This is a genomic window from Lacibacter sp. H407 (genome assembly GCF_037892605.1).
In the GTDB taxonomy this organism is placed as follows: domain Bacteria; phylum Bacteroidota; class Bacteroidia; order Chitinophagales; family Chitinophagaceae; genus Lacibacter.
The window spans coordinates 1,772,493-1,797,918 of the sequence record NZ_JBBKTU010000001.1; the positions used below are offsets into that span (position 1 = coordinate 1,772,493).

Consider the following 25,426-nt stretch of genomic DNA (forward strand, 5'->3'; position numbering starts at 1 on the left):
AGACGATTTGTTCGTCTTGTTTATTTTATATCGCAAATATACGATTAAGCATTTCAGATTTCCAAACAAAAAGCCGGAAAAATTTTTCCGGCTTTTTGTTTTTTGTCATCCCGACGAAGGAGGGATCTGTTGGGCTTTAGTACAAATGTTCTGCAGATCCATCATTCCCCGGGATGACAGTTATAATGAGCTTTATTATCTACCGTCTCCGTCAAGCAAATTACCCAAACCACCCAGCAAGCTTCCTTCCTCTTTACGTGCACCTCTTCCATAAGAAAGAATACGGCTGGCCAATCTTGAAATAGGTAATGTTTGGATCCATACTTTACCCGGGCCACGGAGTGTAGCAAAGAATAATCCTTCACCACCAAAAATGGTATTCTTGATACCACCTACAAACTGGATATCAAAATCAACCTGGTGTGTGTATGCTACCACACAACCTGTATCGATCTTCAGAACTTCGCCGGGTTTCAGCTCACGTTCAAACACATGACCACCTGCGTGTACAAAGGCTAATCCATCGCCTTCAAGTTTCTGCATAATAAAACCTTCGCCTCCGAATAAGCCGGTGCCGAGTTTACGTTGCAATGCAATACCAACGCTTACGCCTTTTGCAGCGCAGAGAAACGCATCTTTCTGACAAACGATTGGTCCGCCTAAACGCATCAGATCGAGTGGAATAATTTTACCGGGATAAGGCGATGCAAAACTCACCATCTTTTTTCCTTGACCGATGTTGGTATAAGCAGTCATGAATAAACTTTCACCAGTGAGTAATCGCTTTCCTGCTGAAAATAATTTACCTAATACACCTGTGCCCTGGTTTGCACTGCCATCGCCAAAAATAGTTTCCATCTGGATGCCTTCATCCATCAACATGAAACTACCTGCTTCTGCAATGGCTGTTTCATTGGGATCAAGTTCAATTTCTACATACTGCATTTCCTCGCCTACAATGCGGTAATCAATTTCGTGTGCTGTTGCCATGATGATAATTTTTTTTGTGAAATTAAATTGCTGCTGTCAAATAACGATCACTTTTTTGGTAAACTGAAAAGAAAAACCCTCTTCGTATTAGAAGAGGGTTTTAGAAAAAGGTTACTGATTATCTTAAATTTTCGAAGGAACTGTTTTACGTTGTTGTCCCACCCAAACCTTCTTGCCTTGTATGGCTCTTACAAGGTACATAATACCTACAAAGATGAAGAAGAGCGGACCAAGGAAACCAAATAATGCAACATACTTGGTGCCATAGAAACTTTCCATTGGTCTTCTTAAACGTTCGGAGATAATATACATACTCGGTACCATCATCAGTGTTAAGAAGAAAGCGAAAACCAAACCATAGATGATCGTCCAGCTTAATGGTCCCCAGAAAACAACACTATCGCCACCAAAGAAGATCTTTGGATCAAGATGCTGGAAGAGCGATACGAAATCGATATTGAAACCAACAGCCAATGGTAACAAACCAAGCATGGTTGCCAATGCAGTTAACAATACAGGAATGATCCTGATCCTGCCTGCCTGGATAGCTGCTTCTCTGGTTTTGTAACCACGGCCACGTAATTCATCTGTGAATTCGATCAACAGGATACCGTTCTTAATTACGATACCGGCCAAACCAATGATACCTACTCCCAACATGATGGTTGCAATTACTTTACCTGTAATGGCATAACCCAACAATACACCAATAATGCTGAAGAAGATCTCCGTAATTACAATGAACGGTTTACTGATACTGTTAAACTGTAACACAAGAATGAGGAAGATGAGGCCAATGGCGATAATAAGAGCAGTCCCCAAAAACGCATTTGTTTCTGCTTCCTGTTCACTTTGTCCGCTTTGACGAATGGTTACATCTTCAGGAATACGTACTTTATTTTTAAAGTCATCGATCTTACTCTTCAGCATTGCATTGATAGGTCCTGCCTGTGTAGGATCAGCAACATTTGACTGGAGCTGAATTGTACGCTTCAGATTTTTCCGTTTTACACCACCTGTTGTGCTTGTATAATCAAACTTAGCAACGGCATTAATGGGCACCTGCTTAATTTGTCCTGTATTAAAATCACGGAACGTGATCTTCATATTCATCAAGTTAATGATATTGTTACGTTGCATTTCGCTGTAGCGAAGCTGGATCTTGTATTCATCTTCACCTTCTTTCAGCTTGCTTACTTCTTTACCAAATAATGCAGTACGTAATTCCATTCCCACCTGAGCCGTGCTTACACCTTCAATTAATGCACGTTCACGGTCAACACTAACGGTGATTTCAGGATTATTCAGATCAACATCCATCAACAGGTTATCAATACCATCCACACGGTTTGTATCGAGATAATTGTATAACTCAGTTGCAACTTTCGCAATGTTGTTGAAGTTGTCGCCCACAATTTCAATATTCACCGGAGGATCAGTAGGAGGGCCACCGCCTTCCTGCTCAACACTAATGCTTGCACCCGGAATACCTTTTATATTTTCACGAATTTCATCGATATAAACCTTTGTTGATTTACCATGACGTTTTTCAAACTCAACAAATGAAACCTGGATACGACCTAAGTTTGGTTGTGTACTACGGTTATTATCTTCAGGTTTGTTAGCACTCACCGCAACGTTTGTAATAATACTTTCAACAATAGAACCTTCTTCGCCCGGTTTTTCTTTCTCCAGTACTTTATAAACTTTCTTTTCGAGCAGTTGTGTAATCGAATCGGTTTGCTTTACATCTGTACCTACCGGCATTTTCAAATACACATAAATAAAGTTTGGATCACCACTCGGGAAGAAGGTAGATGGATTGCCACGTGCTATCAGCATAAATACTGCAATTGGAAAAAGTACGAATAACAATACAAGTGCCCATACCGGTCTCCATCCTTTCAACACCCAGCGTAACATTTTTTCATAACTGTTCATGAGTTTTGGTAATGCCTTTTCCTGGAAGAAATAGATCGCATCACGCAATACATAACGGTTAAGAATACCAACCAGTGCCATAAAGAACAGGAAGTTACCGGTGCCATGATTTCCGATCACATGATTGATGATGCCAATGATCCAGAATGCCCACCAATACCATTTGCGGAAGATGTTGCTTTTCTTATCATCGTAAGCACGGCCTTCAGGTTTCATAAAGCTTACGGCAAATACTGGGTTGATGATAAAGGCAACGATCAATGATGCAGCCAATGTTAAGATCAACATCACCGGCAGATAGATCATGAACTTACCAATGATTCCTTTCCAGAAGATCAACGGGAAGAATGGAGCAAGCGTTGTTGCTGTACCTGCAAGTACCGGAATAAATACTTCACCTGCAGCTTCTTTTGCACTTCGTATAATCGGCACTTTTCCATTATGATAGATACGGTGGGTATTTTCAATTACCACAATGGCATCATCCACAATAATACCGAGCCCAAACAACAGCGCAAACAATACAATGAAGTTGAGCGTAACGCCCGTACCAATAATAAGATCGGCAACCGGTAAAAAGAGAAAGGCCACAAACACACTCAACGGTACACTCAATGCCACAAAGAAGGCGTTGGTTACTCCCATAAAGAACATGAGGATAAGTAATACAAGTATAAAACCGATCACAATTGTATTTACCAATTCATTGAAGGATGTTTTTGTTTGTTTACTTTGATCGCCTGTCAATGTTACCTTCAGATCTTTCGGCAGAATATCATTGTCCTGCATTTCTTTTACAGCAGCTTTTACATTGTCCGCTGCGTTGATCAGGTTTTCACCACTACGTTTTACAATGTTGAGGGTGATAACGTTCTTGCCATCCAAACGGGCAAAACTTTCTTTTTCTTTAACCGTATCTTTTATTGTAGCAATATCTCTCAGGTAAACGGGTGAACCACTTACTCCTTTCACAATAATATTATTGAGATCAAATGAACTGTTGAACTGTCCACGAACACGTACTGTACGTTTCATGGTACCGATCTCAACCTGTCCACCTGTAATGTCGTTGTTCTCACGTGCAATTGCATTTTCAATATCAGTGAACGTAAGTCTTGCACTTGCCATACGGTAAGGATCAACATTTACCTGTATCTCTCTTTCTGGTGCACCAACAATATCAGCACGGGTGATCTCTTTAAGTTCTTCGAAACGATCCTGCATTTTATCTGCATATTGTTTCAGTTTCACCGGATCGTAATCACCACTGATGTTTACGAACATGATGGGCATTTCACTGAATGCAAACTCCTGTACATCCGGTTCGGCTGTAAGGTCTTGCGGAAGATCAGTTCTTGCTTTGTCAACTGCATCTTTTACTTTTTGTTTGGCGAGATCGGTTTTTACATCTGTATCAAACTCAACAACGATCAACGAAAAATCCTGTTGTGATGATGATTGTACTTTAATAACCCTTGCACCACTGATGCTCTTCAGTTGTTTTTCAATGGGCCGTGTTACTAAATTTTCAATATCAGCAGGAGAGTTACCTACATAAATAGTAGCTACAGAAATAGTAGGTACCACAATATCCGGGTATTGCTCCTTAGGCATGGTGTTGAATTTATACAACCCATACGCAGTAATTAAAATGGTGATGATATAGATGGCCGTGCGATTGTCAACACTCCAGCTCGTAGGTTTAAATTCCTTGAACTTTTTGCTGAGACCTTCTAAAAAATTTGATTGCATATAATAAGATTATGTAGTCAGCACTTGTTTTAGTTGATCAGTAGAACATCATTTAATAATGATATTCTACTGATGATGTCTTTATCCGATCGTTACAACCTGCCTGTCGTAAACACTTTGGTAACCCTCAGAGATCAATTGCTGGCCCGATTGTAAACCTGCTTTGATCTCGATCTTGTCGCCATATGATTCGCCAACTACAACTGGTTTTTTAACAGCTACAGAACGTCCTTTGCTGTCTTTTTCTACAATGTACACGTACTTACCTTTATCATCTGTTTGAATGAGATTAACAGGAATTACCAATGCATTTGGTGCACTATAATCTTTAATGCGTACTGTTGCCATTGAATTTGGACGAACACCGCCACCGGGAATAGCTGCTTCAACTGTAAATGTTCTTGTTGAAGGATTGATGGTTTGCGAAGAAAGCTTCACAGAAGAATTGAACGACTTGTTCATATCCGGGATCGTAACAATAACAGGGCTACCTAAACGTACACGTGTCATGTAATTTTCAGGCACCTGAACCACCGCTTTTAAAGTGCTGTTATTGACAATACGTATTTGCGGGGATACGCCCATTACACCCGAAAAGAATTCACCTACTTTAACTGCTACCACATCTGCAATACCACTTGCCGGCGAGTAAACGGTAAATAGTTTGATCTGCTCATAAGCAGTAGCGATCTGGCGTTCCAGTGCTTCTACATTTGTTTTGGCAGAAATTAATTGTACTTCGCTGCCAATGTTCTGATCCCATAAATTTTTCTGACGCTGGTACAGATCTTTTGCCAATGCCAATTGTGTTTCAGAAATTTTTACTTGCTGACGTAACACTTTATCATCCATTTTTAAAATAAGCTGTCCTTTCTTCACAAACTGTCCTTCTTTAATGTAAAGATCAGTTACAAGACCGCCTTGGCCGTTTGGCGGAGCGATATAAGAAATATTATCTGCATCAATTGATCCCTGCAGATCAATATAATGCGAAAAATCTTCTGTCAACACAGGTGTTATAGCGATCAGCTTTGCTTTATCGCTTTTACCTGCAGCAGTATCGAGCTTTGTAATTTCTTCTTCAAGCGTTTTGATTTTTGTAGCAAGTGTGATCTGCTCCGTTTTCAGTTTCTCAAGCTCGGCTTTCTTTTCGCCAAGTGATCCCTTTTTTTCTTTTGCACCTGCGCCGCAAGAAGCGAGAACAAGAGCAAAACCAGCGATGAATGTGTATTGCAAAATGCGTTTCATGTTGTTTAATTTATAGTAATGGTTGATGATTAGTTTAATTGTCCGATAGCTTTTAAGTAACTGATTTTGGCAACAACTGCGTTGTACAGTGCGTCAAAATAATTTCCTTGTGCACGTTGCAGCTCTGTATCTGATTGTAATATTTCGAAACTGCTGCCAACACCCTGCTCATATTTTTTCTTGGTAGTGTTGTACACCCGCTCTGCCAACTCCAGATTTTTTTGCTGTGCATCCATATTAATAATGGCGTTACGCAAATTGATCTTTGCAGCGTTTTGTTCAAAATCGATCGCCTTCTTAATATTCTCGATGGTATTAGTTGTTTTGTCGAGTGTATATTTCGCCTGTTGAATTTTATACTTGCGCTGAAAGCCATCAAAAATGGGAATCGACAGGTTTAATCCAATCAAGTTGGAGTTAAACCAGAACCAGTTTTGCCCTGTAAAAGCAGAGAAGTTTTTATTCAACTGACCTTGCTGTTGAAACTGATAGAAGAATGCCAGTGTAGGTGCGTACCCTAATTTGTTACGGCGAACATCCAGCTCCTGTAATTTTTGTACGGTGTTGAGTAAACGCACTTCGCTACGGTTGTTGTAGTTAACAGTGCCATCATCCAACACATTTTCTTTTACAGATTCGTTGTTCAACTGGTCTGTAAGAACGATCTTATCGTTTTGTGCAAGACCCATGGTAAACTTCAGTGACGCATAACCCAGTTCAATAATATTTTTTAACTGTGTTTCGCTCGACTTAGTATTATTGAAGCTTACTGTTGTTTTATCAATGTCCAGTTTTTCAATAAAACCATTCTTGAACAATTGTTCCTGATCGCTCAGTAATTTTTCGAAGCGTTGTAAACTTTGCTGAAGGGTTTTCAACTGCTGCTCAGCGATCAACACCTGGTAGTATGCTTTCTGCACCTGCTCACGTGTTTTATCTTCCTGTACTTTGATGTTTTCTTTTGCATATTCAATAGAAGTTTTGCGAGCGATCAAGCCAACAAATACATCCGGTTGAAATAACAATTGATTCAAACTTACACCTGCGGTAATACTCCACGGTTGTACAAAGCTGAATTCCTGAACGGTAAATTCATTTTTTGGCTGAATGGTGGCGCCATTTCCGTCTTTTACGCCTTCCTGGTTCAATACAGTATAAACATCTGTTTTACCTGCACTGGGAAATAAAATTTTTGGTAAGGTAAGATAGTGTGCCACTTGTCCACTTCCGGTAACCTGTGGTAATGCAGAACCAAGGATCTCTTTGTTCTGTGCTTCCTGTTTCAATGAATCGATGCGAAGGTTTTTAATATCGGCTACATTATTCAAGGCCATATTCACGGCTTCTTTCACGGTTAGTCGGTATTCAGTTTGCGCATTTGCAACAGTGAAACCAAGCAGCATGGTTGCAACCAGCAGCCACTTGTTTCTTTGATTTTTTTTCATTGCTTGTCTTTAGTTTGTGATTGTGTGATCCTGTCGATTTCTTTTGTTGAATGATCAGCAGGATGAATGTTAAGGTTTATTGTTTCGTTTTTTATGATACTCCTCTTTGTACTTGCTGATCAACTTAAATCCCTTTAACGTTGCAAGCCCGAAAAGAAAATGCTCCATGGTTTCTCTTGTTACATCAGCAAGGTTAAATTTGCTCGGTGCCGTTGCTGCCATTGCAAAAGGAACCATCATGGTTTCTACCCGGTAACGGCTCATCATTTCAACACTGATATCTGCCCGATACAATTCTTCAGCAATACCTCTGCGTATATTGTGGGCCACTACTTCCATCAAATACACTTCTTTCATCTTCCTGAATTTTTCAAATGCTTTCGGATGAAATTTTTCGGCATCGTACAACACCATCGGGTTTAATTGCGAAAACTGATCGTACAACTGTTCCAGCGTAAGAAAGATCTCATCCACTGCATCTTTTGCATTTTTCTTACAGAATTCACAGTCGTGCTGGGTTTGTGTAACCTCATCGTCCATTACGGCATTCACCAGTTCATCTTTTTCGGAAAAGAACTGATAAATGGTTTTTTTGCTCATGCCAAGCTGCGTGGCGATATCGTCCATTGAAACGGAACGTATGCCGTAACGCAGAAACAGCTCGTGGGCCTTTTTTTGTATTCGTTCTTTTGTCTCCATAATTGCAAATCGGACGCAAAACTATGGAAACTTTTATCGTTGCCAAAGTTTCCATCTCTTTTTTTTACCATTTATCATAATAAATTAACCTGCACCCACCGCTGTCGAAAGCTGTATTTTTGAAAAGGCAAATCCATCAACATGTTCAAATCATTCAATTACAAACAATTACTTCAGTATTTCTTACAAGGCTTACTGGTGTTAGCCCCCGTTGTAGTAACCGGATATGCGTTATTCTGGATTATAACGAGTATAGACGAACTCATCCCCATTTTTACTTTTACGGATGATGAAGGAAAAGTAATTGTCCGCAACTTTGGCTTGGGCTTCCTTATTATTATAGGTGCCATTTGCCTGGTTGGCTACCTGAGTACATTCTTTATTCAAAGCCGCATTTTCAATTTGTTTGATCATTGGCTGGAAAAAGTACCTGGCATCAAGTTTATTTATACTACGGTAAAAGATTTCTTTGAGGCATTTGCAGGTGAGAAAAAAAAGTTCAACCGCCCGGTGCTGGCAAATATTGATGATAACGATGTGTGGCGTGTAGGTTTTTTAACGAGAGATGATACGGAAGATTTTGGTTTGAAAGATTATGTAGCTGTATACGTGCCCATGAGTTATTCGATTGCAGGGAACGTTTATTTGATACCGGCGAACAGAATTAAATCGTTGGAAGGACACTTGACCGGCACAGAAGCTATGAAGTTTGCAATTAGTGGTGGTGTTACTAAAATGGATGAAGAGATTGAAGAGGAGATTTTGAAAGAAGACAACGCACTCAAGAAATAGGTTTCATGCGGAAGACTTTATTCGTTATTATTTTATTACTGGTTACAGAACAATGTTTCTGCTGGGGGTTTTATGGACACCGCAAGATCAATTACCAGGCGGTGTTTCTGTTACCACCTGATATGATCGGGTTTTATAAAACACATATTGATTTTCTTACAGAACATTCAGTTGATCCGGATAAACGCCGCTACGCAATTCCGGAAGAAGGGCCACGCCATTATATAGATATTGATCATTACGGTTCATTTCCTTTTTCTGAATTACCACATAACTACGATAGTGCTGTTGCAAAATTCAGTGCCGATACAGTGAATACGTATGGCATTGTTCCATGGTGGGTGCAAACTATGTTGTGGCGTTTAACCTCTGCCTTCAAAGAAAAGAACCAGGTAAAAATTTTAAAGCTTAGTGCAGAGATAGGCCATTACATTGCCGACGCACATGTACCGTTACATGCTTCGCATAATCATAATGGACAATTCACCAATCAAAACGGTATTCATGGTTTTTGGGAAAGCCGTGTACCGGAGTTGTTGGCCGAAAAAGAATTTGATTTCTGGATGGATAAGGCAGAGCATATTAAAAATCCGGGACAGTTTATTTGGGCACGTGTATTGGAAAGTGCTGCGGCTGCCGATACTGTGTTACGTTATGAAAAAGAATTGACTCAAAGTTTTCCTGCTGATCAGAAATATTCATTTGAAAACAGAAATGGCATAACAATAAGAACCTATTCAACAGCTTTTACTACTACCTATAATAATAAGTTGAATGGAATGATTGAACGGCGCATGCGTCAAAGCATTTTTGCAGTTGCAAGTTTTTGGTATACTGCATGGATCAATGCTGGTCAGCCTGATCTGAAAAAACTCAGCAATAAAGAATTTACTGCTGAAGAGTTGAAAGAATTTGAAGAGTTGAATAATAACTGGCGCAATGGAAAGATCGTTGGGAGAGAGCATGATTAATTAAATAAGCCCTGAGCCTAATGCAATTGAAAGAACGATCAGTAGCACTGCAACTAATTTTTGAATAAAAGCCAACGTTACTTTCTTCAGTAATTTCAAACCAATATAAGAACCGGTAATGCCACCGGCTACTGCACAAACGATCAACACAATATTTTCTTCAATCCCCACTTTGCTGAATCTGCTTGCATAAACAGACAACCTTGTAAAATCAACAAAGGTTGATACAACAACTGCTGTACCGATGAATGTTTCTTTTGATAAACCTGCTTTAATGAGAAAGGCGCTGCGTAATGCTCCTTGGTTACCGGATAGTCCGCCAAAGAAGCCGCTCAGTATTCCACCGATCGGTAATTTGTTTTTATTGAACTGCAGATGTTTAAAATAAGGAAGCAATTCAATGATGGCGAATGTGAGTAGTAAAAGCGAAACGAAAAACTTTACTGGAAACACATCGATAGTTTTACTGCCAATGCTGTAAGAGAACAATGGTTGCAGATCGGTAATTTGTAAAAGTAACCATGCGCCAGCAAACGCTGCAACTACAGCAGGTACACCAAACCTTAGTAGCACCTCTTTATCTGCTTTTGCGCCAACCAGGAAAAGTTTAAACAGATTGTTGCAGAAATGAACAATGCCTGTTAACGCAATCGCCAGTTCAACCGGGAAGAACAACATGAAAACAGGCGTGAGGATCGTACCCAAACCAAAACCTGAAAAGAACGTAAGGATGGCAACCAGGAATGCAGCGATGGTAATGATAATGATTTCCATGTCTTGTATTGATTGCTGAGCAATAATTCATTGATCAAGCAGATGCACTATTAAAGGTAATACAAAGAGCATCTGCAGGAGGGAGCAGAACGAAAGTCATCTCCAGATCTGCATCGTAAAATATCTGTCATTAATAGTTTCCGGATTTCCTCTTTCTTATCACTACAGTACAAAGCCGTACATTTGAACGCTCAATCGGGTGATCATGTTTGAACTTCTTATAAAAAGTATACAGGATAAAGTACCATCTTCAGAAGAAGATCTGCATTTGTGTAAAACCTATTTTACACCCAAGAAGCTGCGCCGCAAACAATTCTTGTTACAGGAAGGTGATATATGCAACCGCATGGCTTTTGTTGAGAAAGGTGCTTTATATTCTTACACTACCGATGCAAAAGGCGGTCAGCGTGTAATGCAGTTTGCTTTTGAGGGATTTTGGATCTCGGATCTGTATAGTTTTTTTACAAGAGAAGAATCGAAACTCAATATCGAAGCATTGGAAGATTGTGAACTGTTGCTGCTTGATCATGAACAACACGAAAACCTGTTAAAGAACGTACGTCAGTACGAAACTTATATCCGCATTTTATACCAGAATGCTTATGTGGCATTGCAGCAACGATTGGAAGGAACAATTGGACTTACTGCTGAAGAAAAGTATTCGCACCTTGTTGATCAATACTCTACCATTGTAAATCGTGTGCCCCAACATTTGATTGCTTCTTACTTAGGAATTACTCCCGAAACACTCAGTCGCATCCGCAAGCAGATGGCCTCCCGGTAATTTCTCTTGACATATGTCAAGATTTTTCTTATCCGATGTCAATGCCTTTTCTTATCACATGTCATTGGAGCAAGGAGCTTGCTCACGGTAGTTTTGCATTATCAAATTCATTGATATGCAAACAAAAAGAACCATCGCAATTATAGGAGCTTCCGGTAACATGGGCTCTGCTATTGCCAAGTCACTTGCAAAAGGGAACGACAGGTTATTGCTGTTCAGCAAAGAGCTTGACAAAGTGGAAGCATTAAAGGCAGCGATCACAAGTGAATATCCGTTAGCAGATATTGACGGTATGACTTGCCCCATGCATGCAAGCTGGGAAGCCGATATTATTATACTCGCTACGCCTTATGAGGCGCAGGCAGAAATTGCTGATTCCATCCGACAGGTAGCCAATCAAAAAATAGTAATCAGTATTGCAAACCCACTCAATGCATCATACGATGCGCTTGTTACCAATCCAGAGACAAGTGCAGCTGAAGAATTGCAGGCTTTGTTACCACATGCCAAAGTGGTGAAGGCATTTAATACTACTTACGCTGCGAATTTTGCGCAAACAGTTATCGATGGCAAACAGGCCGATGCATTTATTGCGGGTAACAACGATGCTGCTTTGGAAACAACAGCAGAATTGGTGAAGACCACCGGTTTCAATCCCATCATAGCAGGTAAACTCTCTGTAAGTCGTACACTGGAAGCAATGCAGTTATTGCTGATACAACTTACCATGAAATATAACTATAACTGGCTCGCAGGTTGGAAGATCCTGCATCAATAAGTAAACATTCATCAACATAAACAAAAAACAAAAAATGAAAAAAGCAGCAATTATTCTTTCGGTATTCTTTTTAGCAACTGCCTTTACAACTGTTGCCGTGTGGAAAAATGACAAAGCACATTCTCAACTTGCATTTACAGTTACACACTTAGGTGTTTCTGATGTATCAGGTACATTCAACGATTTTGATGTGGAAGTAAAATCATCAAAACCGGATTTCAGTGATGCTTCTTTTACGCTCTCGGCAAAAACAGCATCCATTGATACACGTATTGAAATGAGAGATAACCATCTAAAAAGCGTCGACTTTTTTGATGTAGCGAAATATCCTGAGATAGCTTTTAAAAGCACGGGAATTAAAAGCGTTGGTAAGAACAAATACAAACTCAGTGGTGATCTTACTTTAAAAGGCATTACCAAATCTGTTGTATTAGATCTTGAGTACAGAGGCATCATTGAAAACCCAATGAGTAAAAAGCCAACAGCAGGTTTCCAGTTATCAGGTATTATCAAACGTTCAGACTTTACATTGGGTAGTGGTTTCCCTGCACCAATGATCAGCGATGAAGTGATCATTAAAGCAGATGGTGAGTTTGCACAATAAATAATCTAAATACTAAACAATGAAAAAATTAACAAGTATTCACATCAGCCAAAAAGGGATTGACCTGGCTATACTCCTCACCCGTATTACAGCTGCTGCATTAATGCTGTCGCATGGGTTACCAAAACTGGGAATGTTGTTCTCAGGTAATGGAAATCAATTTCCTGCAGTACTTGGTATGAGCGGGGAACTATCATTAACATTAACCGTATTTGCAGAAGTGGGTTGTTCGGTATTTGTCCTGTTCGGATTGGGTACAAGACTGGCAGTGGTACCGTTGATCATTACCATGCTGGTAGCAGTATTGTATATCCATTCAGCTGATCCCTTTGCAAAACAAGAACCGGGTATTCAATATCTCATACTTTATGTGATACTCTTCATTACCGGCAGTGGTAAATATTCAATTGATTATTTGTTGCAACGCAAACAATCATCGCTTGCGTGGACAAACAGATAACTAAACACTTAAACAGAATAAGCATGAAAATAGCAGTGATAGGCGCAACAGGTTTTGTTGGCTCGGCAATCGTAAATGAATTAAAGCATAGAGGACATCAGATAACAGCTATTGCACGTAATACAGACAAACTTCCTTCAGCAGAGAACGTAACGGCAGTAAAAGCAGATATTAATAAGGAAGACGAATTGATCAACGCAGTGGAAGGACATGATACGGTTATCAGTTCATACAATGCAGGATGGACAAATCCAAACCTGTATAATGATTTCCTGGAAGGATCAAAACGCATTCAATCTGCAGTGAAAAAATCTGGTGTGCAACATTTGTTTGTAGTTGGTGGTGGCGGCAGTTTGCATACAGCAACAGGCGAACAGTTTGTTGATCTTCCACAATTTCCTGCGGAATGGAAACCGGGTGCATTGGCAGCAAGAGATTACCTGAATGTGATCAGAGAAGAAAAAGATTTGAAGTGGACATTTTTAAGTCCAGCTTTGGAAATGCACCAGGGAACTTCAGGTGAACGTAAGGGAACCTACAGAAAAGGAAATGATACACCTGTGTTTGATGAAAATAACAGAAGTGTTATTTCAGTAGAAGATATGGCGATTGCCATTGCAGATGAAGTGGAGCAGAAGCAACATATTCAACAACGTTTTACAGTTGCATATTAATCAAGCGATCGTTCATGCAACGGAAACAATTTATAACAACAGTATTAACAGGAGCAGCAGGTATGACAGGCTTGGCAGCGTTCAATCGCTTTACAGATGAGTTGAAAGAAGAAGATCAATTGATGCCGGTGTTGTTCATTGGTCATGGTTCGCCCATGAATGGAATTGAAGACAATGAGTTCAGCAGAAGATGGGCGAAGATGGCTACTGAAATTCCAATACCAAAAGCAGTGTTGGTTGTATCGGCGCATTGGTTTTCGAAAGGAACACATATTACTGCAATGGATTTTCCTGAAACCATTCACGACTTTGGCGGTTTTCCGCAGGCGTTGTTCGATGTGCAGTATCCTGCACCCGGTTCGCCTGAATTGGCAAAAGAAACAAAGTCGTTGATTCATTCGGCAGATGTTGGCTTAAGTCACGACTGGGGATTGGATCATGGAACGTGGACCATCATTCGTCATATGTATCCCAAAGCAGATATTCCTGTGCTGCAGTTAAGTATTGATTATACCAAAGGTCCGCAATACCATTATGATCTCGCAAAAGAGTTGTACAGTTTACGTAAGAAAGGTGTGTTGATCATTGGCAGTGGCAACATGGTACATAATTTACGTATGGTGGCGTGGGATAAATTAGATGCTCCTGCATATGGTTATGATTGGGCTTTGCACATGAACAATAAGTTCAAAGAATTGATTGGAAATAAAACACACGATAAGCTGATCAATTATTCATTGCTTGGAAAAGAAGCACAGCTTTCAATTCCAACCCCTGAACATTATCTGCCCTTGTTGTACACATTGGGGTTACAAAACAGTAAAGAAGATGTATCATTTTTTAATGACAAAGCCGTTGGCGGCTCGTTAACGATGACATCGGTTAAAATAGGTTGATGATGATGAGGTTGAATGAAAAAGAGTCGCAGCAATGCGACTCTTTGTTTTTGTAGCCTCGACAGGAATCGAACCTGTATCTGGGGCTTCGGAGGCCCTTATACTATCCATTGTACTACGAGGCCGGGATATTTAAAAATGAATGAATTTGACAATGACAGTTCTATTCATTTTTAAATTATTTGATCAATCCACCTGCATTACCAGCAAATATTTTTACGGCAATGGCCAGCAATATTACGCCGAAAAATTTTCGCACAGCAAGTAAACCTGCAGGACCTAGCAATTTCTCGATCCACTTTAAAGATTTGAGGACAAAGAATACCAACACCAGGTTCAAAAGTATTGCTACAAGAATCACTAAATCAGAATAGTTGGCACCCAGCGACATAATGGTAGTAAGCGTTCCGCTTCCGGCAATAATAGGGAAGGCGATCGGTACCACTGTTCCGCTCTTTGCATTTTTATCACTTTTGAAAAACTCATGCCCCAATACCATTTCCAAGCCCAACACAAAGATCACAATTGAACCGGCCACAGCAAACGAACGACGATCGACACCCAGCATCTGCAAAAACGATTCGCCTACAAATAAAAACAGGATCATCAATGCACCGGAGATGAGTGTGGCTTTGAATTCCCGGATAGCACCCATCTTATCCTTCATGGCAATCAGCAGAGGAATAGACCCGATGATATCAATAACGGCAAATAAAGTAAACGAAACAGTAAGCAGCTGGCTGAGGCTGAAGTCGAAGTTCATAGCGATTGTTTCGGCAAAGATAACTTTTCTTTTAAGCCTGCATTTATGCAACGATTAGGCTGGTGAGTCACCTGTTTTCTTCAAGGTTAACTCATCGGCAAAAGGGATTACTTAAAGCTTGGTTTATGTTGCTCCGATGTGCTTTGTACATTATGTAATACGTCATGTTCAAACCGATCATCTTGCAAGTATAATTTTACAACACAACCATATTGCAGTTTAAATACATTGAATGAATCGATCAATGCAGTATTGGTAAGATGAGAAAGAATGCTCCGTAGCACACCACCATGCGAAACGATGGCAGCACTTTCTTTTTTCTCCGCAATGTTTTGAAAAATGGTTGTGGTGCGTGCAAACAGATCGAGATAGCTTTCGCCGCCGGGTATCCGCACATTCACAAAATCATTCATCCAAGGCATTACAATTTCTTGAGGAATATCATCCCACTTGCGAAGCTCCCATTCGCCACAGTTGATCTCTTTCAAATCGTCGTGAAAAAAAATGTTGTGTGAAGGAAATAAATGTTGTGCCAATTTACTGCAACGTTGTAACGGACTTGCATAAACCGATTTTATACTTGCAGGTAAACATTGTTTAATCAGTGCCGCTTCATCATAAAAACTTTCTGTTACATCAAGATCAGCCTGGCCGTAACAGGTCCCTTTTTCAACAGCAGGTGTTGTATGTCGGATGAGATATATTTCCATGTACGATTCAGACTTGATTAAAACGTTTATAAAAAGTTATATTCTATTTTCCAAAATACCAACAGGTTCAGGTAGAACAAAACTTCGGCTACCTGTTGGGTAGCGCCTAAGCAATCGCCCGTGTAGCCACCGATCCATTTATGAAAATACCGACGTAAAAAGAATGTACCGAGCAATGGGAGAATGAGCACATATAAAATTTCAATACGTTGAAAAAGCAATAGTGGTGCTAATCCAAATACCACTGCCGGAATAATTTCTTTTGCAGTGATCGATTTAGCCAGTGGCTTTGCTTTTGCATCATCATTCTCCCGTACGTATTTGCTCGTTGCAACAATAAGTACTGCACACAAACGGGAAAAGCTATGTGCTGCCAATAACACGATCCACATCAGGCTGAATGGAATAGAACTCAATGATGTATATTTCAACAACAGGATCAGGATCATGCCAATGGCACCGTATGCGCCAACCCTGCTGTCTTTCATAATGTCGAGGATCTTTTGTTTGGTCCATCCTCCACCAAACGCATCACATACATCTGCAAATCCATCTTCATGAAACGCACCAGTGGTCAAAACCCCTGCTATCATTGATAATAAAATGGCAACAGGAGTACCTACATAAAAATCTGTGCCGATGAACACCAGAGCACAAATGCCGCCAACGATCCAACCCATGAGTGGAAAGTAACGTGTGGCTTTGTTGAGATATTCCGGATCATGTGTTACCCATTTCGGGCAAGGGATCCTTGTATAAAACATCAATGCTGTAAAAAATATTTCAATCTGCTTCCTCAAAACTTATTGATTTTGCTGTTGAAAATATTATCTGCTGTTTTCTTACTGTGGAAACGGGTATTGATGATGAGTTCATCAGCGCCTGCTTCTTCAGCTGTAGTTTTTAATTGTGCAATGAGTTGAAGGATCTGTTCCGTGGTTCCATTCACCACTGTTTCAAATGGAGTAACAGTATATTCCATACCCGATTGCTGAATAACAGCAATGGCCTTGTCAACAATACTGTAGGTTGGATCAACGATATTGACCGGTACAACCTGAATACCGGCATTCATTATTTTTTCCATACTTATTCTTTACCGGATACACCGGCGCTTTCAAAACTAGCCATTTCATTTAAAAACTGAACAGCGCTTTGTAATAAAGGGATCGCTAATGCTGCCCCTGTTCCTTCTCCCAGTCGCATACCCAATTGTAAGATTGGTTTTGCATTGAGATGTTCCAGCATTTTACGATGTCCGTTCTCATCAGAGCAATGTGCAAATACACAATGATCGGTAATTGTTTGATCGTATTGTTTTGCTACCAGTAAAGCAGCGGTTGCAATAAAACCATCCACAACAATGACCATGTTCAGTTCAGCTGCTTTGTGATAAGCGCCCACCATCATTGCAATTTCAAATCCACCGATACGACAAAGCAATTGATGCGGCGTAATGTCATAGCGATTCAATTCATGTAAACGACTGACATCTTCTAATGTAACAAGTTTGCGTTGGAGTTGTTCATCAGTAGAACCCGTTCCTCTTCCCACACATTCACTCAATGGAAGATTTAGTATGTGATGCATGATAAGTGATGCAGAGGAAGTATTACCAATGCCCATTTCACCAAAGCCGATTGTATTACAACCATCATCAAATAAATCTTGTACAATACTGCGACCTTTTTCAATCGCCGCATTTACTTCATCAATACTCATTGCATTGAATTCACTGTAATCGGCTGTACTATGATTGATCTTTGCATGCACAATTGGTAACGAAGCATCAAAATCAACATTCACACCTGCATCAACCACTGTTAAACCAATGTTGTGTTGTTTGGTGAATACATTAATAGCTGCACCGCCATTTACAAAATTCAAAACCATTTGTGCGGTTACTGCCTGCGGATAAGGATTTACTTTTCCTGTGGCAGCAATACCATGATCGCCTGCAAACACAACAATATGCGGTTTGCTGATAGCAGGTGATAAACTGTTTTGAATTACACCGATCTTCAATGCCAGTTCCTCCAGCATACCTAACGCACCAAGTGGCTTGGTTTTATTGTTGATCTTGTGTTGCAGTTGTTCTTTGAGTGTCATGCGTTGTTTGTTTGTAAAAGAAGGTCACAAAACCAGAAACCTTTTGTGCCCACATCTTTAATAGGAGTGGGGTGATCACTGGTTTTTATTTCTAAAGCTTTGTATGTTTTTTCACCGGTAGTAACAGGTATTGGTTGTTTAAAGACAGGGCCACTGAAACAGAAAGAATGAAACTCTCCATTCTCTCCACATGGATCAACAGTTGATGGAAGTTCGTTGATAAATTGCTGATCGATGGTTCTTCCAACCCAGCTTTCATCTAAGTAACCATCGTTGATGCAGCAAAGAACAGATTGAAAACCTTTCGCTACAAAATCATTGATCATCCATTGTGTATCGGTTTTCCAGATAGGGAAGACACAATGCATATCGAGTTCGTTCATTTTTCTTTCACGGTAAGCACGCAGGTCTTCTAAAAATAAATCACCATACAACACATGATTGATGCCTTCTGCTTTTGCCTGCAGCAAAATGCTTTTCATCTGTTGTTCATACTCTACATTGCTCGCTTCGTACACATACGCTTTCAATAGCGGAATACCGATAGATGCAGCTTGTGCTTCGATCAACTCTTCTCTTACTCCATGCATGGATAAGCGTTTGTAATTACCGTTAAATGTGCTGAGTAAATACTTTACATCATACACGCCTTCCTGCAACACTTTATGCAATGCATAGCTGCTGTCTTTTCCTCCGCTCCAACAAAATATCGATGGGATCATATGATGAGTGGTGAATAATGAGTGATGAGTTGTAGGTGGTGAGTGCGATTGTTTTTTACTTGCTATTCACTACTTACTACTTACTTTATCTTGACAGCAATCCCGCTTACCATTAATACTGCTGTATGTGCATATGCAGCAATGTATTGGTTGGCCCATCCCTGCAGATCGGTGAACTTACGACCGATCTCTGTATCAGCATGCACACCCATTCCAATTTCGTTACTGATGATGATAAACGTGCCGGGCTTTGTACACAACGCATCAATTTCTTTTTTCAGCAATGCAAGTGATGCTTCCACATCGTTCTTTGTATCCACAAAAAAATTGGTGAGCCACAATGTTACACAATCAATAACGCAAACACGGTTCACAATGGGTAGTGTACTTACACTGCGTTGTTCTTCCATATTCGTCCAACGTTCATCCCGATCGTTCTGATGCCGCTTCACCCGTTTCTCAAAATCATCATCCCACACTTTGGCAGTAGCTACATACACAGGACTGTCACTTAGTGATAAAGCCATCTCCTGTGCATACTTACTCTTACCACTTCTTGCACCACCTGTTATAAAAATGATCATGCTGTTTGTTTTTTAAAGCCGTACGGACAATACCTGCATCCGCTCCTGCAACAATATCCCCTGCGTAAATGATGCCACGCAGTGAACACAAAGTTTGTATTCTCCATATAGTAGTCAATCCCTTCTATTAATTGTTTTGCAGGTGCAAGATCTTTCGCTATGTTATGATTCAATGCTTTTTCAACCGTCATCTCAGCAACATACACATCGATTTTTTCTTTGGTTGCGTTGTGCAGACATTCCGGGCACATGCAATTGACGACAGGGTCAGGAGTAAATAGCGGAGGATATTGATTGCACCAGCAACTGTTGCCGTTATCTTCTGTACTGCATCCGAAAGCAATACCACATCTGCTGCAATTCTTTTCTTTCGCCATATCAACGATTGCTGTATAGATCTTTCTGTTCTACAAATAATGTGTATCTGCTCTTCAATTGCTGCAGACAGTTGCGGCATAAACAATCGGCAAATTGTTTTGTGATGAATGCTTCTTCTTCCACGCTCAACTCAATACCGTAGCATTGGCAATTGGTAACATCGCCCACTTTACATTCAAAACCTTGACCACAACGTGGACAGTTTTTTTGTTCATGCTTACACATGCTCTAACCTGGTTGAGAAGTGAAAGTATTTTGTTTGCAGGTGCTTGGGTACACGAAACAAGGAAGGATGAAATAACGCCGCTAATAATTCAATACCATCAACTAATGTTGAAGCAGATGGTTGTGTAAACAGATCGTAATCACAAATGAACACGGCGTTATTCTTTACAGCTTCCAGTTGTTGCCATTCTGGTTTATCAGTTAAGAGATGCAGTTCTTCTCTGCTGCGATCCACATGGAAACCACAAGGAGCGATCACTAATATCTCCGGATTATACTTTACAATTTTTTCCCAGCTGGTAACGATGCTGTCGCCACCGGGATTACTTAACATATCAATACCGCCTGCCTGTGCCACTTGGAAAGGGATCCAATGGCCGCAATTATAAACCGGTGCGATCCATTCCATCAGCAACACACGTTTCATCGGCATTTGATGGCGACGGAGTTTTTCAAGAATATGCGTTGTTCTTTTTTGCAAACCTGCGAGATAATGATAGGCTGCCGATTCATGGCCCAACGCTGTAGCAATAGTTACGGCCGTATAATACACATCGTCGAGTGTTTGCGGCGTCAGCGTGATAAGCGTAGGTTGTTTTTCAAGGTTCGCAACGGCTGCCGCTGTGCAGGCGGTATCGATCTGGCATACTTCACATACATCCTGTGTAAAGATCACATCGGGTTGTATGTTTTGTAATACATCTTCATCCACATAATATAAACTCTTGCCTTGCGCTTTGCTGGCAGAAAATATTTTATCGATCTCTTCACTGCTGTAATTTTTTCCTTCCATTACACAACGAACAACTTTTTGTTTTTCGCTTAATGCTGTAGCAGAACATTCAAACGTAACGCCATGGAGCAGATGTTGCAAACCCATGTCGTAGATCATTTGCGTAGCGGCTGGTAAAAAGGAGCATGCTTTCATCATGAGTTGAATAAGGTTAAATGGTTAATGGTTATGCTATCTGGAAGGAAGTGTTTTTAGCTTTCATCCATTCAAATGCACCAAACATGATACCACTGTAAACCAATGTGCCGATCAGAAAGTTTTTCATGTATGGTGCACCTTGCGCATAGCATTTAATAAGACTTGCAAAACTGTGATCCATGGTTTGGCCGGTAGTAATATCAGTACATCCAAAAAAGAACACACCAAAATCAACAACCAGCCAGTAAATCAATGTTGCAGCAACGCCGGTGAACACTACCGATTTTACTGATACTTTTTTCAGTAATAATCTTCCTAATAAAACAATCAACACAAAACCACCATACACCCAATACCAACTACCATACATAATGCCATACTGCCCGTCATAAACAAAAATGTTTATGATGAGATCGCTTGCAAGTAAAGTGAGTAATGGAAAACCAAATGCTTTCCAGTTTTTACTGAAATATGCTGCACCAAATAAACCCATAGCGCCGATGGGTGTGAAATTACTCAATGGTCCAAGCTGTGCAGCATTGGGAATACGTAAGGCTGCTACTGCAACCATAATAATGGCCAGTACTGCAAAACGGGGATTGATTTTTTGTATTGACATTTGTAATGATTGATGAATGATGAGTAATGAGTGGGTTCAACTGATCACTCATTACTCATCACTGATTATTAAAATTGAAAGCTTACGCCTCCTGTTACATTAAACTTGCGGCTGTTATAACCCGGCACATCATAATACTCCTGATCGGTAACGTTACGCAGATCAACAAATACACGCAGATTTTTTGTTGCCTGGTAGCCGGTATATAGATCGATCGTGTAATAAGCAGGCATTTGCGTTGGTCCCGGATCATATGCACCCTTTAATCTTGTACTAATGAAACGGAACGAAGGCATAACAGTTAATCCTTTAATTGGCTCAAGTGTAAGTGCACTGTTGAAGCTGAAGTTTGGACGACGGAATAGATTCTTCACTTTCACATTGTCGTTTTTTCCTTCACCATCAATGTAGGTGAAGTTATTTGTCCAGTTGCCGATCTTTCCAAGACCAATGCTGCTTTCTACTTCAAAACCATAATCATGTTGCTCGTCACGGTTAATGTACTGACTTGCGTAGGTTGTCATGTCAGTATAGAAAATGATGAGATTCTTAATATCACGTTTGAATGCTACAAAACGGATAGAGTTCTTTCTATCTGCACTAAATGATTGTACACCTATTTCATAATTCTGCGTTGCTTCAGGTTTCAGTTCTTTATTACCGTATTCGCTATACAATTGGTAGAGCGATGGTATTTTGTAACCTGATGAAATGTTTACAAATACTCTTGTTTTATCATCAATGTTGTATGAAGGGTTGAAGGTATAAGTTGCATTTGTTCCATAAATGCTGTGGCTGTTAATACGGAAACCTGCTTCCACATTAAAACCTGCAAGTTCGGTTGCAAGCAAAGAGGCATAGAACGAAAAGTTATTTGCCTTGGCTGAATCGCCTAAAGCGGACTCATACGGACCATACACACTAATGCTTTTATAAGATTGAGTTGTGTTCTGAGCTAAATTTTGAACACCAGCCACCAACGATAACTGATCGATGAAGCGGTAGTTACCGCTTAATTCAGTAATACTGCTGTTGCCTTCGTACGAACCTCTTGAATATTTTGCAAAACCACCAACACTTGCACTGTCATCTAAATAAACTCTTGTATTGGTGAGGAAGTTTTGTGATAAAGTAAGGCTCAACTTTTTATTGTTGTACAGGAATGAAAGGCCGTTGTTCCTGTTCTTCTGCGTTACATTATTATCAGCATCATCATTATATGCGCCGGCATCAATGCCATTGACATATTGACCGAAATTACTAAAGCCTTTCACTGAAAAGTTTTTGCTGAGATCGTAGCGAAGGTTGGCAACAAAGTTGTGTTGCTTGAATCCATCATTATCAAAATTCTTTGTGCCGGTTGTATCCTGTGCAGAAGAAAAGCCTTTGCTGTCAGTAAAATTATAATTCACATTATAAGAAAAGGCGTTCAACTTGCCGCCAACACCTGCATTTGCACGCAATGTATTGTAACTGCCATAGCTAAGCAAACCATTTACTTCTGCCTTTTTGCGTCCTGCTTTTTTTGTGATGATATTGATCACACCGGCAACCGCATCGCTACCCCACATGGTGCTTTGTGCGCCTTTTAAAATCTCAATGCGTTCTACCATGCCTGTGCTGATATGATTCAGATCAAATGCATTGTTCACTTGTGATGCATCGCCAACAGGAACACCATCTATCAGGATCAATACATTACCACTTACAGCACCACGGAAATAAACATCCTGGTTGGTGCCTAATGTATTGTTGGCGCCGTTGATGAATACACTTGCTTGCTGATTAATGATCTCGGAAACGGTACGACCTGCATTGCGTTGAATGGTTGCCTGATCGATCACTGTTACTACCTTACCTGTTGTACGTTGTTTCTGTTCAATGCGGTTGGCAGTTACAAATACTTCGCCTAATGATTTTGCGGTACTGTCCTGGGCATTTAGTTGACTGCTGATGAATAATCCGGCAGCCACTACAAATAAATTCTTTTTCATGTGTTGAAAAAAGGGTTTGTTGTGACTGCTTTCAGAAAAAGAAATAGAAAATATAAAAGCTAACGAGCCGTTACACCTCCTGCCTTTCACCCGAAAGCAAATGATTAATGAAATAGTATCGGCAGGTCTTCTGGCTCGTTCGCTGCTGAGCACCTTCCCGTTCGTGTGGCAAACACCTTTCATGAACAGTGGTATGTAGAATCAGCAGGTGAGTGGAGGGTTGTGAATAGTGAGTGGGATTCCCTTAAGAGAATCATTCACCATTGACGATTGACCATTCACAATTAGAACTTACAGCTACGGGGATAGCGCCGGATTTGCACCGGACTTCCCTTTTAATCCCGACTATGAACATCGGAAACCGCTACGGGAGCAAAAGTAGGGGAGCCGTTGTGCAGTTGCAAATTTGTTTTACCTGAATTGTTCACATGGCATCTGAATAAATAAAATTCTATATATGAAATGATGCGTTTTCTCTTCGCATGACTTTAACAATTTACAGATACGCACATGAGTTTCTCTCCGTTAATACAACAACCTGCTGATCTCTCTATTCGCAATTCTCCAAACTGGGCTTATCAGAAACATTGATCGTTACCAATTAAACCAATGTTTATGATCCGTTTCATCAGCAAGTGCATTCTTGTTCTTATCAGTATATGTACACAGGTAAAGGCGCAGATCACGCAACCGAAGTATGAAGTAGGTGCGGCTGCAGGTGCCTTTGTTTATCAAGGCGACCTTACACCCAGCCGTTTTGGTTCCTGGAAAACCATCCGGCCGGGGTTGGTGCTGTATGGCTCACGCCTGTTGAATCGTACAATGGCGCTGCGTTTACAATTATCAATTGCATCATTACATGGCGATGATGCGAAGTATAACAACCCTACTTACCGACAGCAACGCAATTTTAATTTTCGTACGTCATTAATTGAACTTTCGCCGCAATTTGTATGGAGTCCGCTTGGTTGGGCCGATGCAGGAAAACAATTGTCGCCCTATGTATTTGGCGGTGCAGCATTAAGTTTAGTGCGCATCCGGAGAGATGCAAGTGCATTCAATGCTGCTTATTTTGAAGCAGAGCCGGAATTGTTGTTGGAGTTGGCAACCGATCTCTCAACACGTACACCACGGTTGCTACCAGCAGTGCCTGTTGGAGTGGGAATTCGCTATTCCATTTCGCCAACGATAGTATTGAATGCAGAAGCTTCGTATCGTTTTTTGTTTACTGATTATTTGGATGGATTCAGCCGTGCTGCCAACTCCGAACGGAAGGATCATTATTACAATATCGCTGTTGGATTGATCTATCGCTTCGGCCGGAAGAACAGTTGGGATTGTCCGCCGGTGCGATAGTGTTGTTTGCTTGAAACAGAAATAGCGGGATTATCGTTTGTTGAATGTTATTCGGCAACCTTTGCTTTTATTTGTTTCAATAAAACATACCAGTTGCTATTAGGGTATAATTTACATGCTGCAAAATTTGTGGATGTATTACGGCAAGTCCCTTTTAGGAGACTCGCCTACGAATAAAAGAGTTAAACTTGTTTGCAACTCTCTAATTGTGTAGAGATGTCTAGTTC

The 25,426-nt window shown here is 40.4% G+C and carries 27 protein-coding genes, 1 tRNA gene and 1 riboswitch; of the genes, 9 read left to right on the forward strand and 19 right to left on the reverse strand.

From position 1 onward, the window contains the following. Positions 1 to 195: 195 nt before the first annotated feature. From WG989_RS07695 to WG989_RS07715, 5 genes are all read right to left on the reverse strand, one after another. On the reverse strand, positions 196 to 990 hold the full coding sequence (locus WG989_RS07695) for a TIGR00266 family protein (RefSeq protein WP_324232397.1): 795 nt from the start codon (positions 988 to 990) through the stop codon (positions 196 to 198). A 123-nt stretch (positions 991 to 1,113) separates the two neighbouring features. Continuing rightward, on the reverse strand, positions 1,114 to 4,683 hold the full coding sequence (locus WG989_RS07700) for an efflux RND transporter permease subunit (RefSeq protein WP_340428476.1): 3,570 nt from the start codon (positions 4,681 to 4,683) through the stop codon (positions 1,114 to 1,116). Between the two features lie 81 nt (positions 4,684 to 4,764). Beyond that, positions 4,765 to 5,931, reverse strand: a complete 1,167-nt coding sequence (locus tag WG989_RS07705; RefSeq protein WP_340428477.1) for an efflux RND transporter periplasmic adaptor subunit — start codon at positions 5,929 to 5,931, stop codon at positions 4,765 to 4,767. Between the two features lie 29 nt (positions 5,932 to 5,960). Further along, positions 5,961 to 7,376 (reverse strand): TolC family protein, encoded by a 1,416-nt coding sequence (locus WG989_RS07710; protein ID WP_340428478.1) that lies wholly within the window; start codon positions 7,374 to 7,376, stop codon positions 5,961 to 5,963. A 69-nt stretch (positions 7,377 to 7,445) separates the two neighbouring features. Then, positions 7,446 to 8,075 (reverse strand): TetR/AcrR family transcriptional regulator, encoded by a 630-nt coding sequence (locus tag WG989_RS07715; RefSeq protein WP_340428479.1) that lies wholly within the window; start codon positions 8,073 to 8,075, stop codon positions 7,446 to 7,448. A gap of 141 nt (positions 8,076 to 8,216) precedes the next feature. Between WG989_RS07715 and WG989_RS07720 the strand changes: the two genes are divergently transcribed. Together WG989_RS07720 and WG989_RS07725 are read left to right on the forward strand one after the other, a co-directional pair. Further along, a complete protein-coding gene (locus WG989_RS07720; protein ID WP_340428480.1) occupies positions 8,217 to 8,867 on the forward strand; it encodes a DUF502 domain-containing protein in 651 nt (216 codons plus the stop codon). Positions 8,868 to 8,872: 5 nt separating this feature from the next. Then, a complete protein-coding gene (locus tag WG989_RS07725; protein ID WP_340428481.1) occupies positions 8,873 to 9,838 on the forward strand; it encodes a zinc dependent phospholipase C family protein in 966 nt (321 codons plus the stop codon). Here the strand turns inward: WG989_RS07725 and WG989_RS07730 are convergent, their stop codons facing one another. Further along, on the reverse strand, positions 9,839 to 10,612 hold the full coding sequence (locus WG989_RS07730) for a sulfite exporter TauE/SafE family protein (RefSeq protein ID WP_340428482.1): 774 nt from the start codon (positions 10,610 to 10,612) through the stop codon (positions 9,839 to 9,841). A gap of 205 nt (positions 10,613 to 10,817) precedes the next feature. Here WG989_RS07730 and WG989_RS07735 point away from each other — a divergent pair, with 205 nt between their 5' ends. The 6 genes from WG989_RS07735 to ygiD all read left to right on the forward strand — a co-directional run bounded on the left by WG989_RS07735 (position 10,818) and on the right by ygiD (position 14,808). Then, positions 10,818 to 11,396 carry a Crp/Fnr family transcriptional regulator gene (locus WG989_RS07735; protein ID WP_340428483.1) on the forward strand — a complete coding sequence of 193 codons (579 nt, stop codon included), beginning with the start codon at positions 10,818 to 10,820 and terminating at the stop codon, positions 11,394 to 11,396. A 115-nt stretch (positions 11,397 to 11,511) separates the two neighbouring features. Next, entirely contained in the window at positions 11,512 to 12,174 is a 663-nt protein-coding gene (locus WG989_RS07740; RefSeq protein WP_340428484.1) for an NADPH-dependent F420 reductase, read from the forward strand. A gap of 34 nt (positions 12,175 to 12,208) precedes the next feature. Then, positions 12,209 to 12,778: a YceI family protein gene (locus WG989_RS07745; RefSeq protein ID WP_340428485.1), complete on the forward strand. Its 570-nt coding sequence runs from the start codon at positions 12,209 to 12,211 to the stop codon at positions 12,776 to 12,778. A 19-nt stretch (positions 12,779 to 12,797) separates the two neighbouring features. Beyond that, complete coding sequence (locus WG989_RS07750) at positions 12,798 to 13,238, forward strand: DoxX family protein (RefSeq protein WP_340428487.1); 441 nt, start codon at positions 12,798 to 12,800, stop codon at positions 13,236 to 13,238. A gap of 23 nt (positions 13,239 to 13,261) precedes the next feature. Next, entirely contained in the window at positions 13,262 to 13,912 is a 651-nt protein-coding gene (locus WG989_RS07755) for an NAD(P)-dependent oxidoreductase (RefSeq protein WP_340428488.1), read from the forward strand. Positions 13,913 to 13,926: 14 nt separating this feature from the next. Beyond that, positions 13,927 to 14,808, forward strand: a complete 882-nt coding sequence (gene ygiD / locus WG989_RS07760) for a 4,5-DOPA-extradiol-dioxygenase (protein WP_340428489.1) — start codon at positions 13,927 to 13,929, stop codon at positions 14,806 to 14,808. A gap of 53 nt (positions 14,809 to 14,861) precedes the next feature. Here ygiD and WG989_RS07765 read toward each other — a convergent pair. The 13 genes from WG989_RS07765 to WG989_RS07825 all read right to left on the reverse strand — a co-directional run bounded on the left by WG989_RS07765 (position 14,862) and on the right by WG989_RS07825 (position 23,843). Beyond that, positions 14,862 to 14,933, reverse strand: a tRNA-Arg gene (locus WG989_RS07765). 53 nt (positions 14,934 to 14,986) lie between these two features. Beyond that, positions 14,987 to 15,571, reverse strand: coding sequence for a MarC family protein (locus WG989_RS07770; RefSeq protein ID WP_340428490.1), 585 nt, complete (start codon positions 15,569 to 15,571; stop codon positions 14,987 to 14,989). Between the two features lie 107 nt (positions 15,572 to 15,678). Next, positions 15,679 to 16,281 (reverse strand): alpha-ribazole phosphatase family protein, encoded by a 603-nt coding sequence (gene cobC, locus WG989_RS07775; RefSeq protein WP_340428491.1) that lies wholly within the window; start codon positions 16,279 to 16,281, stop codon positions 15,679 to 15,681. Between the two features lie 26 nt (positions 16,282 to 16,307). After that, positions 16,308 to 17,081, reverse strand: a complete 774-nt coding sequence (locus WG989_RS07780) for an adenosylcobinamide-GDP ribazoletransferase (protein ID WP_340428492.1) — start codon at positions 17,079 to 17,081, stop codon at positions 16,308 to 16,310. After that, the gene (locus WG989_RS07785; protein ID WP_340428494.1) at positions 17,078 to 17,368 is read right to left on the reverse strand and encodes a thiamine-binding protein; all 291 of its coding nucleotides are present in this window, start codon (positions 17,366 to 17,368) and stop codon (positions 17,078 to 17,080) included. Before WG989_RS07785 ends, WG989_RS07780 begins: the two co-directional genes overlap by 4 nt. Before the next feature lie 2 nt (positions 17,369 to 17,370). After that, entirely contained in the window at positions 17,371 to 18,390 is a 1,020-nt protein-coding gene (gene cobT, locus WG989_RS07790) for a nicotinate-nucleotide--dimethylbenzimidazole phosphoribosyltransferase (protein ID WP_340428496.1), read from the reverse strand. After that, positions 18,387 to 19,112: a Dph6-related ATP pyrophosphatase gene (locus WG989_RS07795; protein ID WP_340428498.1), complete on the reverse strand. Its 726-nt coding sequence runs from the start codon at positions 19,110 to 19,112 to the stop codon at positions 18,387 to 18,389. The genes cobT and WG989_RS07795 overlap by 4 nt, the downstream gene beginning before the upstream one ends. Before the next feature lie 80 nt (positions 19,113 to 19,192). Then, the gene (locus WG989_RS07800) at positions 19,193 to 19,696 is read right to left on the reverse strand and encodes a bifunctional adenosylcobinamide kinase/adenosylcobinamide-phosphate guanylyltransferase (RefSeq protein WP_340428499.1); all 504 of its coding nucleotides are present in this window, start codon (positions 19,694 to 19,696) and stop codon (positions 19,193 to 19,195) included. After that, positions 19,693 to 20,073 carry a C1orf53 family protein gene (locus WG989_RS07805; protein WP_340428501.1) on the reverse strand — a complete coding sequence of 127 codons (381 nt, stop codon included), beginning with the start codon at positions 20,071 to 20,073 and terminating at the stop codon, positions 19,693 to 19,695. The genes WG989_RS07800 and WG989_RS07805 overlap by 4 nt, the downstream gene beginning before the upstream one ends. 1 nt (position 20,074) lies before the next feature. Further along, the gene (locus tag WG989_RS07810) at positions 20,075 to 20,299 is read right to left on the reverse strand and encodes a cysteine-rich CWC family protein (protein ID WP_340428502.1); all 225 of its coding nucleotides are present in this window, start codon (positions 20,297 to 20,299) and stop codon (positions 20,075 to 20,077) included. Next, positions 20,292 to 21,230: an ABC transporter substrate-binding protein gene (locus tag WG989_RS07815; RefSeq protein WP_340428504.1), complete on the reverse strand. Its 939-nt coding sequence runs from the start codon at positions 21,228 to 21,230 to the stop codon at positions 20,292 to 20,294. Before WG989_RS07815 ends, WG989_RS07810 begins: the two co-directional genes overlap by 8 nt. A 28-nt stretch (positions 21,231 to 21,258) precedes the next feature. Then, positions 21,259 to 21,849, reverse strand: a complete 591-nt coding sequence (locus WG989_RS07820) for a DUF6580 family putative transport protein (RefSeq protein ID WP_340428505.1) — start codon at positions 21,847 to 21,849, stop codon at positions 21,259 to 21,261. Between the two features lie 68 nt (positions 21,850 to 21,917). Next, complete coding sequence (locus WG989_RS07825) at positions 21,918 to 23,843, reverse strand: TonB-dependent receptor plug domain-containing protein (RefSeq protein WP_340428506.1); 1,926 nt, start codon at positions 23,841 to 23,843, stop codon at positions 21,918 to 21,920. 103 nt (positions 23,844 to 23,946) lie between these two features. Beyond that, positions 23,947 to 24,224, reverse strand: a riboswitch (cobalamin riboswitch). A 234-nt stretch (positions 24,225 to 24,458) separates the two neighbouring features. Here WG989_RS07825 and WG989_RS07830 point away from each other — a divergent pair. Further along, the gene (locus tag WG989_RS07830; protein ID WP_340428508.1) at positions 24,459 to 25,199 is read left to right on the forward strand and encodes a DUF6089 family protein; all 741 of its coding nucleotides are present in this window, start codon (positions 24,459 to 24,461) and stop codon (positions 25,197 to 25,199) included. The last annotated feature ends 227 nt before the right edge of the window (positions 25,200 to 25,426 follow it).

What these genes read in the sequence shown, in the direction of transcription:
- WG989_RS07730 (WP_340428482.1), bottom strand. Translation starts at nt 10,612, where the DNA reads ATGGAAATCATTATCATTACCATCGCTGCATTCCTGGTTGCCATCCTT.
- WG989_RS07720 (WP_340428480.1), top strand. Translation starts at nt 8,217, where the DNA reads ATGTTCAAATCATTCAATTACAAACAATTACTTCAGTATTTCTTACAA.
- WG989_RS07745 (WP_340428485.1), top strand. Translation starts at nt 12,209, where the DNA reads ATGAAAAAAGCAGCAATTATTCTTTCGGTATTCTTTTTAGCAACTGCC.
- WG989_RS07815 (WP_340428504.1), bottom strand. Translation starts at nt 21,230, where the DNA reads ATGATGAAAGCATGCTCCTTTTTACCAGCCGCTACGCAAATGATCTAC.
- ygiD (WP_340428489.1), top strand. Translation starts at nt 13,927, where the DNA reads ATGCAACGGAAACAATTTATAACAACAGTATTAACAGGAGCAGCAGGT.
- WG989_RS07750 (WP_340428487.1), top strand. Translation starts at nt 12,798, where the DNA reads ATGAAAAAATTAACAAGTATTCACATCAGCCAAAAAGGGATTGACCTG.
- WG989_RS07770 (WP_340428490.1), bottom strand. Translation starts at nt 15,571, where the DNA reads ATGAACTTCGACTTCAGCCTCAGCCAGCTGCTTACTGTTTCGTTTACT.
- WG989_RS07710 (WP_340428478.1), bottom strand. Translation starts at nt 7,376, where the DNA reads ATGAAAAAAAATCAAAGAAACAAGTGGCTGCTGGTTGCAACCATGCTG.
- WG989_RS07795 (WP_340428498.1), bottom strand. Translation starts at nt 19,112, where the DNA reads ATGATCCCATCGATATTTTGTTGGAGCGGAGGAAAAGACAGCAGCTAT.
- WG989_RS07785 (WP_340428494.1), bottom strand. Translation starts at nt 17,368, where the DNA reads ATGGAAAAAATAATGAATGCCGGTATTCAGGTTGTACCGGTCAATATC.
- WG989_RS07740 (WP_340428484.1), top strand. Translation starts at nt 11,512, where the DNA reads ATGCAAACAAAAAGAACCATCGCAATTATAGGAGCTTCCGGTAACATG.
- WG989_RS07810 (WP_340428502.1), bottom strand. Translation starts at nt 20,299, where the DNA reads ATGTGTAAGCATGAACAAAAAAACTGTCCACGTTGTGGTCAAGGTTTT.
- WG989_RS07715 (WP_340428479.1), bottom strand. Translation starts at nt 8,075, where the DNA reads ATGGAGACAAAAGAACGAATACAAAAAAAGGCCCACGAGCTGTTTCTG.
- WG989_RS07825 (WP_340428506.1), bottom strand. Translation starts at nt 23,843, where the DNA reads ATGAAAAAGAATTTATTTGTAGTGGCTGCCGGATTATTCATCAGCAGT.
- WG989_RS07800 (WP_340428499.1), bottom strand. Translation starts at nt 19,696, where the DNA reads ATGATCATTTTTATAACAGGTGGTGCAAGAAGTGGTAAGAGTAAGTAT.
- WG989_RS07820 (WP_340428505.1), bottom strand. Translation starts at nt 21,849, where the DNA reads ATGTCAATACAAAAAATCAATCCCCGTTTTGCAGTACTGGCCATTATT.
- WG989_RS07805 (WP_340428501.1), bottom strand. Translation starts at nt 20,073, where the DNA reads ATGGCGAAAGAAAAGAATTGCAGCAGATGTGGTATTGCTTTCGGATGC.
- cobC (WP_340428491.1), bottom strand. Translation starts at nt 16,281, where the DNA reads ATGGAAATATATCTCATCCGACATACAACACCTGCTGTTGAAAAAGGG.
- WG989_RS07735 (WP_340428483.1), top strand. Translation starts at nt 10,818, where the DNA reads ATGTTTGAACTTCTTATAAAAAGTATACAGGATAAAGTACCATCTTCA.
- WG989_RS07725 (WP_340428481.1), top strand. Translation starts at nt 8,873, where the DNA reads ATGCGGAAGACTTTATTCGTTATTATTTTATTACTGGTTACAGAACAA.
- WG989_RS07705 (WP_340428477.1), bottom strand. Translation starts at nt 5,931, where the DNA reads ATGAAACGCATTTTGCAATACACATTCATCGCTGGTTTTGCTCTTGTT.
- cobT (WP_340428496.1), bottom strand. Translation starts at nt 18,390, where the DNA reads ATGACACTCAAAGAACAACTGCAACACAAGATCAACAATAAAACCAAG.
- WG989_RS07755 (WP_340428488.1), top strand. Translation starts at nt 13,262, where the DNA reads ATGAAAATAGCAGTGATAGGCGCAACAGGTTTTGTTGGCTCGGCAATC.
- WG989_RS07830 (WP_340428508.1), top strand. Translation starts at nt 24,459, where the DNA reads ATGATCCGTTTCATCAGCAAGTGCATTCTTGTTCTTATCAGTATATGT.
- WG989_RS07700 (WP_340428476.1), bottom strand. Translation starts at nt 4,683, where the DNA reads ATGCAATCAAATTTTTTAGAAGGTCTCAGCAAAAAGTTCAAGGAATTT.
- WG989_RS07695 (WP_324232397.1), bottom strand. Translation starts at nt 990, where the DNA reads ATGGCAACAGCACACGAAATTGATTACCGCATTGTAGGCGAGGAAATG.